Here is a 10,937-nt window from a genome sequence, read left to right on the forward strand (position 1 = left end):
AACCTGATCTCTGGTTAACAGATTTACTCACACATTGAATTATTATGATATTTAAATTTATTTTCTTTAGCCAGAGATTTTCAGTGAAAACAAGGCGAATTTACGCGTCAATAGCGGGCCTATTGCAAATAAATTCAACGCAGTTAGCGCTGAAAATAGCTGCTCAAGATAGATTTATTATCCAGAGTTCAGGTTAGTTATGATGGAGAGTTCGAAACACGCTGTTACGCTTTATTCGTTATTTTGTAGGGACGATTTTTAGTCGATGGTTTACTCTAAAAGAAAATGCATGTCGAATTTACAGTGCTGTACTGGGAGTAAACATGAAGGGAGTTAAGATGAAAGACGCAATAAGTAAATTAAAAACAGAGTTTAATACAAGAATGTTGTATTGGAATAATCTAAAAAGTAACAAGGTTAAAGCTCTGCTTATTTTACTGTTTTTAGCTGTGGTTGGACTAAAAATTTTTACGACTATTTTTACGGTTGATTGGCTTGCGAGTTTATTTAACGCATAGCTCAGTCTTAACAGGTCCTAATATTCTATTTCATGTATAAATATTTCACCTACGTCGTGTTTAACTTCTACGTGCTACCCATTATTAATGTATTATTAGGCCAAGTGATACACTATTTCAAACAGTTGTTTAAAATATTGATAACGGCTGACATAACACATTGGTGCTAAATGGTATGAGTAAATTATTTAGTGGCAAAAAAGGATGATGAGTAATGATGAATACCAAAGTTTACAAAGCGGTACACGACCTAGCTGAAGAGTTAATGGCTGCAGCTAATAAAAACGATACAAAAAAATTCGAGCTACTTTATGGGCAATTAAAAGCAATTTGTATTGAAAACGAAAACACCCCAAAAGACCACCCAGTACAATGGGAAACCCTTGCTGATTTTACCGAAGAGCTAGAAGAAGCCATCGTAGGTTACGAAAAGGCACTTGAGAAGTCGATTGCGATTAACGATAAAGATCATATGTCATCTGTTGCTTTTTCAATGGCGACGTTACAGCTTGAATTAGGTCAAAAAGATGAAGCAATTAAGAATTTGCAAGATGCTAAAGTCAGTGCGAACAAAATTGCTGATAAAGAGCTCAAAGCTGAAATACATGATTTACTAGAATCATTGGTTGAAGAAGAAGGCTAGGGCGTGTTTAGCTTTAGCGCTTAGTTTGCAGCAGTGCGTTGTGGTTGCTCTAAACTAATTAGCAATAACAACGCATGCATGGCAGTGATAAGTACCGAAGGTGTTTTCTAGAACAGATATGTTTTAACCTAGAATCCTCCAACAGCAGACGAATAACGTTAATATTATGGAGATTAAACGTGTTAAATCAAATAGATCAATGGATTGATAAGACAAACCTAGAATATAAAGACCAAAGAATTAGCTGTGACAAATTTGCCAGTGAGTTTGCAGGTTTTTATCCTACCGAATTTTTAAAAAATGCGTTTTATGTTGTGGTTGATAAAATACCTAAACCAGATTTTCCTGAACTGCGTGAAATGGGATTGGGTGACTTTATCGATATGGATGCAGCAGGCGTAACGTATAAAAATACTTATTACATGCTTTCACACGTTGCCGACAACTTAAGGGTGCACTTTCATGAGCTTGTTCATGTGGCTCAGTGGAATAATCTTGGTGCAGAAGCGTTTATACTTCGTTATATTACAGAAATTCAGTGTGCTGGTTATTATGATGCACCACTTGAGATTATGGCATATAGCTTAGATGAGCATTTTACTGATGGTCGTGAAAAATTAAACGTGGTTGAGCACGTTGCTCGCACTCTTTAGCTAATTATCCACCGTTCGGTAAATTAATATCAAAAGGATTTTTATATGATACGGCTTATTGTGTGTTCAATTGCCTTATTTTGCGTAAATGCTAAAGCAGCCTCATTTAATGCTGATATTGTGACGGCCTTGCTAGAGAGAACAACGCATCAAGTAAAGTATGATGGGGCTTATCGTTCAATCGCTTACCCAGGCGGTGATGTACCCGACAATATTGGTGTGTGTACCGATGTTATAATTCGTGCTTATCGCCAATTAGGTGTTGATTTACAAAAGCTTGTTCATGAAGATATGATAAAAAACTTTACGTTGTATCCCTCAAAACGTATTTGGGGCTTAACTAAGCCCGATAAAAATATCGATCATCGGCGTGTACCAAATTTACAAGTTTACTTTAAGCGTCACGGAGACGTTTTAAGTAACTCAAACAAGGCGCAGGACTATAAAGCAGGCGACATAGTCACGTGGATGTTAGCTGGTAATCTACCGCATATTGGTATGGTTGTTAATGACAAAGCGCAGGGCACGGGTAACTCATTAATTGTTCATAATATAGGGCGAGGCCCTGAAAAAAGCGATGTGCTTTTTGATTATGAAATTACCGGCCATTATCGGTTTGTGCCACAACAATATAAACAAGATTAAAACGATTACAGCCCCAAAAGCAAAGGATAAAACAAGTGGATAAAAGCAATAAAGGGACTTATTTAAAAAAGAGTCACTTCGCATCAAAAATAGCTAATGTATTAATGAGCATCTTTTTTGGAACCTTTGGTGCGGGACTGTTTAGCGCAATAGCATGGTGGCTAAATAGCACAAATATTGAAGTAAAAGCGTATGCGAGTTTAAGTGCCTTACTCAGTGTGTTTTTTGTTGTTTTAAACGCTTTTGGCATTATTGTATGGCAGCAACCTACGTGGCTAACGTCGAATTTAAACAGGTTAGTTACTTATGCTCAACAGCGAAAAAAACTATTTATTAGCTGTTTTTCAGTGCTGTGTTTAATTGTTATTAGTTACTGTATTTTTCTCTCCCTTCCACAGCCGGTTAGCTATAAAGCCAGTCATTCAGGACCGTTGCTTACTACTCCATCTGATGCACTTATTGCTGAACCACTATATATTGATTTTACGCCTATTTTAGAAGGGGTAGAGAACATCAGCACAGTGTCTTATTCCGTTGCTAAGCTAGATTTGGTCGGTAAACAGCTCACTAAAGGTATAAAAGTAACCCCAGAGCTTATTGGTGAATGGACGTGGTATAGCGAAAATCAACTTAAGTTTACGCCAAAGCAAGATTGGCCAGCGGGGCAAGAATATAGTGTTAGTTTTGATACCGCTATTTTTAAAACGGATATAAAATTGAGCGACAATGAACATGTATTTAAAACACCGCGCTTTAATTTAACCCTAAGTTCACTGGCGTTTTATCAAGACCCTAAAACTAAAAGTCACAAGGTTATCGCGACGTTAAAAGCAAGCCATCCGACAAATATAGACAGTATAAAAAGTAAATTAAAGCTCACTCAATCACTAACTAAAAACAGTAAGAGTTCGGTGGCTGAATACAAATTTGATGTCACTTATGACAAACATCAACGAGAAATTTACATTACGTCAGAGCCAGTACGTATTCAAGATACCGAAAGTTATATGTACCTCACACTCGACGGTGGCGTAAAGCCGGTTGCGGGATCATCAAAAACGGTAACCAGCATTGAAGAGTCTGTTTTGATCCCAAGTGTTAATAGTTTTTTTAGAGTTAACACCGCTAATATGTTGCTGGTAAGAAATACCGAAGACGAGCCTGAACAAACACTTATTTTAGATTTTACTGCTGCTATTGCCGCGCAAGATGTGATTAGCAAAACCACGGCTTATGTTTTACCAAAAACAACTGCTAATGGGGAAGATAAATACTGGAGTAGCCCGCGAGAGGTGACGCATGCAGTGCTTGAAAAATCGCAAAAAATTAAGCTAACTGTGATCCCCGCAGCGCAAGATTCGGCTAAATTGCACAGCTTTGTATTTGACGCACTAGAAAATAGACAGGTTTATGTACATATTGACGCTGGGCTAAAATCGGCCAGTGATTTTATTATGACTAACGCCTACGACAGCATTTTAAATACACCTATGTACCCCACCGAAGTAAAAATAATGTCTGACGGTGCGCTTTTATCAAAAAATGGCGATCACAAACTGTCATTTTTAACCCGAGGCGTAAAAGCAATTCACGTTAAGGTTGGTAAAGTACACGCAGATCAAATTAATCACCTCGTGAGTCAAACCCGGGGTGATATTACTAACCCCGAATTTAACAGTTATTACTTTACAGAAGAAAATATAAGTACGGTTTCTACACGACAAATTATGCTAAAAACGGAACACCCAAAAAAGGCGGTGTATTCGTCACTTGATTTAAGTGATAACTATAATGAATCACTAGGGTTGGGGCTATTTTTTGTTGATGCCCAAGCCCTTAACACACAAGACAACTATGTTTATGGGCCTAATGAAAAACGACTTATTCTTATTACAGACTTAGGTTTATTGGTAAAAAATAATGCAGATGGCTCTCATGATGTGTTTGTGCAGTCTATCGAAACAGGCAATCCTGTAGCGCACGCAACAGTTTCATTACTGGGTAAAAATGGACTCGTTGTTTTAGATAGTAAAACCGATGCGAAAGGGCATGCATCGTTCCCTATTACAACATGGTTTACACAAGAGCAGACCCCCGTTGCTTTTGTGGTAGAGACAAAATCTGATGCATCTTTTATTCCTTATAACCGCCATGCTCGTATGATTAACTATTCGCGCTTTGATACTGGCGGAGTGAGCTCTGGCTATCAAGGAAGTAATCAAATAGATGCGTTTGTATTTTCAGATCGTGGCATTTATCGCCCTGGTGATACGGTTAATTTAGCGACCATTGTTAAGCAATCAGATTTTTCAAAATTAGGGGATATACCGTTAGAATTAGAAATTACTGATCCTAAAGGCGCTACGGTTTTTAATAAACGTGTGCGTTTAAGTAAATATGGCTTACTTGATTTTAACTTTGCAACAGAACATAGCTCAGCGACCGGAACATATTATGTGTCTGTGCAATTGGTTAAAAATAATCGACGTGATCAATTAGGCAGTACGAGCTTTAAAGTAGAAGAGTTTGTGCCAGATAGACTAAAAATCAACAGTAAATTTTCAGTGTCATCTACTAAAGGGTGGGTGAGTGCGGCAGAATTTAAAGCATTAGTAAGCCTTGAAAATCTATTTGGTACACCGGCTCAAAATAGACGTATAACCGCTGATTTACGCCTAACACCAGCAGGTTTTTACTTTAGCGAATATAATGATTATGTGTTTTCTGATCCCAACAGTGGGGCTCAAAATATTAGACAAACAAATGAATCGTTAGATGAAACCAAAACAGACGATGAAGGCAAGGCTGAGTTTAATATTGATTTAACGCGTTATGAAGCGGGAACGTATCAGTTAAATTTTGCGGTTCAAGGATACGAAGAAGGTGGAGGCAGAAGTGTTCGTGCTAATAGTGCGATGCTTGTGTCACCGGTTAAACAATTAGTTGGCTATAAAACCGACGGCGATTTAAGTTATATATCTAAAAAATCCAAACGAGTCGTTCGATTTATTAATATTAACTCAGACGCTGAACTTGTTGCCCGCGATGGGTTATCGTTAAATTTAATTGAACAACAATATGTATCCACATTGGTTCAGCAAAGTAACGGAACGTATAAATACCAATCGGTACAAAAAAGTAAGCAACTTACAACAGATGCATTTTATATTAGTGAGGATGGAACAGATTTTATTCTACCAACCGACGAACCAGGCGATTATTTAGCCGAGTTGGTTGATAGTCACGGTAATACGGTCAGTAGAGTATCGTTTACGGTAACCGGTACAGGTAATTTAGCGGGTAAACTTGAAAAAAATGCTGAGCTACAACTTCAATTAAACAAAAAAGATTACAAGCCTGGCGAAACAATAGAAATGAGCATCGTCGCGCCTTATACCGGCTCAGGCTTAATTACAATTGAAACCAATAAAGTACATGCTTTTAAATGGTTTAGTAGTAAAACAACAAGCAGCATACAAACAATAACGCTACCTAAAGGTATAGAAGGTAATGCTTATATTAATGTGTCTTTTGTGCGAAGCCTTGAGTCTAGAGAAATATTTACCAGCCCATTGAGCTATGCCGTAAAGCCGTTTGTTATTGATCGCAGTAAACGAGAAATAAAACTGGATGTAAACATCCCTGACAAAGTAAAACCTGGTGACGATTTAGTTATTTCATACAGTGCAAGTAAGCCATCGCGTATGCTTATATTTGCAATAGACGAAGGGATTTTACAAGTTGCTCAGTACCAAACTCCAAAGCCGTTAAACCATTTTTTACAAAAGCGCGCATTAGAAGTAGGCACAATGCAAATTGTTGATCTTATTTTACCTGACTTTAAATTAGTGCGAGAGCTTGCCTCCGCGGGCGGCGGTTATGCTGGGCTTATGGCGTCAAGCTTTGAGAGTAAACAGCTAAATCCATTTTCTCGAAAAGTAGAAAAGCCAGTCGCATTTTGGTCAGGTATTTTAACGCCAGACACTAAAAGTAAAGAACTGACCTTTACTATTCCAGATACGTTTGCAGGTCAGTTACGTGTTATGGCTGTTGCGGTTAATGACAATGGCGTAGGTGTTAAACAAAGTACAACGCTTGTAAAAGGGCCATTTGTATTAACGCCAAATGTATTAACTACAGCAGCGCCAGGAGATGAATTTGATATTACACTTGGTGTTGCTAATACTATTGAAGATTCAGGTAAACAGCTTTCAGTTGCGGTAAAAGCCCTCGAATCTGATAATCTTGAAATACTAAGCGATGCACAATTAACGTTAAACATTGATGAAAACGCAGAAGACACATTGACCTTTCGGGTTAAAGTACTCGATAAATTAGGTGCTGCCTCAATTACTTTTACAGCTGTATCGGGTGAGCACGTGAGCCAGCGAACAGCGACGTTGAGTATTCGCCCTGCAGTTGCCTTTGTTAGCAGCTTTGACAGTGGCTTTACCGAGTCAGGTAAACAACACCTTACAGTGCCCAGAAAGCTATACTCTAGCTTAGCGCAAGGAAATATAACGGCATCGAAAAGTCCGTTAGCTTTGGTCGATGGGCTGATAAGCTACTTAGATAACTTCCCTCATATGTGCACTGAGCAAGTGGTCAGTAGTGTATTTCCGGTGCTCGATTATTTAGAACACCCGAGCTATATGGGTAATGTGTCTGAAAAACACAGTCGTATAAATAACTTAATCGATACACTTCGTAAACGTCAATTACCCGATGGGCGATTTATGCTGTGGCCTGGTAATACGAGAGCATCAATTTATTCTTCTCTTTACGTTATGCACTTTTTGTTGGATGCCAAAGAAGCCGGTGTAGCCATCCCAAATGACATGTGGGATATGGGGTTTGAAGGTGTCCGCAATATAGCGAGCGGCTTGTTGGCAACTAATAACAGAAACCGCGCTTACGCTATCTATTTGTTAACTCGCCAAGGTGAAGTAACCACAAATTATTTATCTGATCTAGAAAAAAGCTTTAATGCTGATAGCACTAAAGCATGGCAGCAAGATATATCGTCAGCATTTATGGGAGCGACTTATCAGCTAATGCGCGCCAGCGATAAAGCACAATCACTCATTGATGGCTATAAAATAGGCGATGATACTCAGTCAATGACTTGGGGTCCTTATGATTCACGCCTTGCACATGACGGACAATATATTTATTTGTTATCAAAACATTTTCCAGAGCGTTTAAAACAACTAACAAAAGATGACTTATTGAGTGTTGTTGAACCTATTTTTGAAGGACGTTACAACACCTTATCATCTGCTTGGTCAGTATTAGCAATGAGCGCTTATTCAAACGTTGTGCTTTTAGCAACGCAATCTGATGATGTAAAAATCAAAGCGACAACTCAAAAAGGCACAACCGAGACATTAACAGTAACTAATGCACCTTATCCAACAGCATCATTTTTAACCGACGTAGAGCAACTCGATATTTTGGCTGCGCCTCGTTCGTTTTATATGATGAGTCAATCTGGATTTGATACACATTTACCTCAACAAGCCTTAAGCAATGGTTTAGAGGTGACTCGAGAATATCAAGATGACAGCGGCAAAAATGTATCGAGTGTTGTCCAAGGTGCAGAGCTTAATGTTGTATTACGTGTGCGTAGCACAACGGGTAAAAATATCTCGGATGTTGCCATTATTGATTTGCTCCCAGGTGGCTTTGAAATACTAAGAGACAGCGTGCGTAATAAATACAATCATTGGCAGTCTGAATATACCGATATTCGCGAAGACCGAGTGATATTTTATGGTGACTTTGGCGATATGATGACCGAGCTAACGTATAAAGTGAAAGTGACTGCGGCAGGTCGCTTTGTAGTGCCGCCGGTTTATGCAGAGTCTATGTATGATCTCAGTGTAAAAGCGCACTCTCAGTTTGGCCATGTTGATGTTACTGCCGCTAAATAAGAAATACAGCGTGCGGATCAAGCTATTTTTATTGACCACAGCATTGCTTGCAGTGCTGTGGTATGTCTTTGTTCCAAAGCCAGATATAACTCAATCAACCACTTACTCAACGGCATTTTACGACAGCAGCGGTAAGTTGTTACGCTTAAATTTAGCCACCGATGATCGGTATAGATTATGGACGCCCATCGAAAAAATTCCTTTAAGCGTTCAACAAGCGACTTTATTGTATGAAGATCAATATTTTTATCAGCATATTGGCATTGATTTTATTGCTTTAACAAAAGCATTTTACACCAGCTATATTAAAAGAAGTCGCCGCGTTGGGGCATCAACAATAACAATGCAAGTCGCTCGGTTGCGTTTTGGTATGAATACACATGTTGTTTTGGGGAAAATAGAACAGATTTTTCGTGCCTTACAAATAGAGCGTCACTACAATAAAAAACAGATATTAGAAGCGTATTTTAATTTAGCGCCTTATGGCTCAAATATAGAAGGTATTGGGGCTGCAAGTTTAATTTATTTTAAAAAACCAGCATTTGAGCTCAACTTACCTGAATCATTATTACTGAGTCTAGTGCCGCAAAATCCAAGCAAACGAAACCCAATTAAGCAATCAGCTAAAGCAATACTATTAGATGCAAGACAAACACTATTTTCTCGGTGGCTTGAAGATCACCCTAGTGATAAAAACTGGAGTGCTACAATGCAGCTGCCCATTAGCGTTCATTCATCCTCCGAGCTGCCTTTTGAAGCGCCACACTTTATTAATAACCTACAAATTGAATTCCCACACCTTAAGCCTGCAGAGTATAAAACAACAATAGATTTAAGCTTGCAAAAGCTGTTGGAGCGTCATGGCAAAAGTTATATAAAGAGACGCGAAAGAGAAGGGATCACTAATACATCTGCAATTTTATTGAATTATGAAACGATGGAAATAGTCGCTGAGTTAGGCTCAGTTGATTTTTTTAATAATACAATCAGTGGACAAGTAAACGGTACGCGTGCAAAACGTTCGCCTGGCTCCACTCTTAAACCTTTTATTTATGCTCTGGCAATAGACGAAGGATTAATTCATCCATTATCGCTGGTTAAAGATGCTCCTAAACGCTTTGGTGGCTATACCCCAGAAAACTACGATCAGCAGTTTTTAGGGCCTATATCGGCGACTGATTCCTTAGTGCTAAGTCGAAACGTGCCTGCCGTCAATCTAATGTATCGTTTAAAAAAAGTGGGACTCTATGACTTACTTGTTGCGGCTGATATAAAAAAGTTACAGCCTAAAGAGTTTTATGGGTTGGCTTTGGCGTTAGGTGGCAACGAAGTAACGATGTTAGAGCTGGTCAAATTATACGCTGTGTTAGCTAACCTAGGGATGTATCAAAACGAGATTATTTTACAACAAGAGCCTGAGCGCGATCTTAAAAATAATACCAAGAAACGTTTACTTAGCCCCGAAGCCGCTTATTTAACGCTACAGATGCTAAGTAAAAACAACGCAGTTGATGAAATATCTTTTCAACAGCAGAGCAGGAAAACGTACCCCGTTTACTGGAAGACAGGTACTTCATTTGCTTTTCGTGATGCATGGTCAGTCGGTATTGTAGGCCCTTATGTGTTAGCAACCTGGGTCGGTAATTTTTCAGGCGAAGGGCACCCTTCTTTTATTGGCCGACAAGCCGCAGCCCCTTTATTTTTTGAAATAATTCGCTCATTAGAAAGCTACGGATTAATAAAAGACGATATAAAGCGGGGCGGCTTAAATATCGAAAAAGTAGATATTTGCTCAACAACAGGTGATTTGCCTAATGTTCATTGCCCTAAAACTCAAAAAGGGCTTTTTATTCCTGGTAAATCACCGATTAAAATCTCTGATGTGCATCGAGAAATTTTTATCGATAAAGCATCAGGATCAAGAGCATGCCGCTTTGACGAATCGACAACCACAAAAGCCATCTATGAGTTTTGGCCATCAGACTTAATTAGGTTATTTAAACAAGCAGGCATCGTAAAACGCCAACCGCCAGCTTACCTTGCTTCTTGTGCAATTAATGATACGAGCACTTTGGGCTCAGCGCCGACAATTACATCTCCGAGCAACTTGATCAGTTACACGGTAAGAGCCAGTAAATTAACGCAAGAAAGTTTACCATTTACAGCAACTACCGACACAGACTCAAGTGCTTTATATTGGTTTGTAAACAATAGCTTTGTAGGTAAAGTAGAACGCGACACGGCGTTTTTCTGGCAGCCAAAAATCGGAGTGTTTGAGGTGAAAGTTGTTGATAACTTAGGGCGTAGCTCTTCAACAACACTGCGCGTAAAACTGGTTCAGTAAAATAAAATGACTGTTGCTCAAAAAGAAAAGTATTAAAACGCTCTATTAGCTAAGAGCAATGATTTATTACTTAACCTGAACGCTGGTTAAGAGGTTTACTAACGTATTGAATCATGGTGATATTTAAATTTATTTTCTTTAGCCAGAGATTTTCAGTGAAAACAAGGCGAATTTGCGCGTCAATAGCGGGCCTATTGCAAG

General features: G+C 38.8%; 6 protein-coding genes. All 6 read left to right on the forward strand.

Annotated features, from left to right (window positions below; all coding sequences use genetic code 11):
* The first annotated feature begins 323 nt into the window (after positions 1-323).
* The gene (locus CWB66_RS16860) at positions 324-518 is read left to right on the forward strand and encodes a hypothetical protein (RefSeq protein WP_252371786.1); all 195 of its coding nucleotides are present in this window, start codon (positions 324-326) and stop codon (positions 516-518) included.
* A 214-nt stretch (positions 519-732) separates the two neighbouring features.
* Complete coding sequence (locus CWB66_RS16865; RefSeq protein ID WP_077538212.1) at positions 733-1,161, forward strand: Replicative DNA helicase; 429 nt, start codon at positions 733-735, stop codon at positions 1,159-1,161.
* Between the two features lie 179 nt (positions 1,162-1,340).
* On the forward strand, positions 1,341-1,814 hold the full coding sequence (locus tag CWB66_RS16870; protein WP_077538211.1) for a hypothetical protein: 474 nt from the start codon (positions 1,341-1,343) through the stop codon (positions 1,812-1,814).
* Between the two features lie 45 nt (positions 1,815-1,859).
* The gene (locus CWB66_RS16875) at positions 1,860-2,459 is read left to right on the forward strand and encodes a DUF1287 domain-containing protein (protein ID WP_138586274.1); all 600 of its coding nucleotides are present in this window, start codon (positions 1,860-1,862) and stop codon (positions 2,457-2,459) included.
* Between the two features lie 35 nt (positions 2,460-2,494).
* Positions 2,495-8,392: an alpha-2-macroglobulin family protein gene (locus CWB66_RS16880; protein ID WP_252371787.1), complete on the forward strand. Its 5,898-nt coding sequence runs from the start codon at positions 2,495-2,497 to the stop codon at positions 8,390-8,392.
* Positions 8,367-10,736, forward strand: coding sequence for a penicillin-binding protein 1C (gene pbpC / locus CWB66_RS16885; RefSeq protein WP_252371788.1), 2,370 nt, complete (start codon positions 8,367-8,369; stop codon positions 10,734-10,736). Before CWB66_RS16880 ends, pbpC begins: the two co-directional genes overlap by 26 nt.
* Positions 10,737-10,937 lie beyond the last annotated feature (201 nt).

Source organism: Pseudoalteromonas sp. S558 (genome assembly GCF_005886635.1).
GTDB classification, from domain to species: Bacteria; Pseudomonadota; Gammaproteobacteria; order Enterobacterales; family Alteromonadaceae; genus Pseudoalteromonas; species Pseudoalteromonas aliena.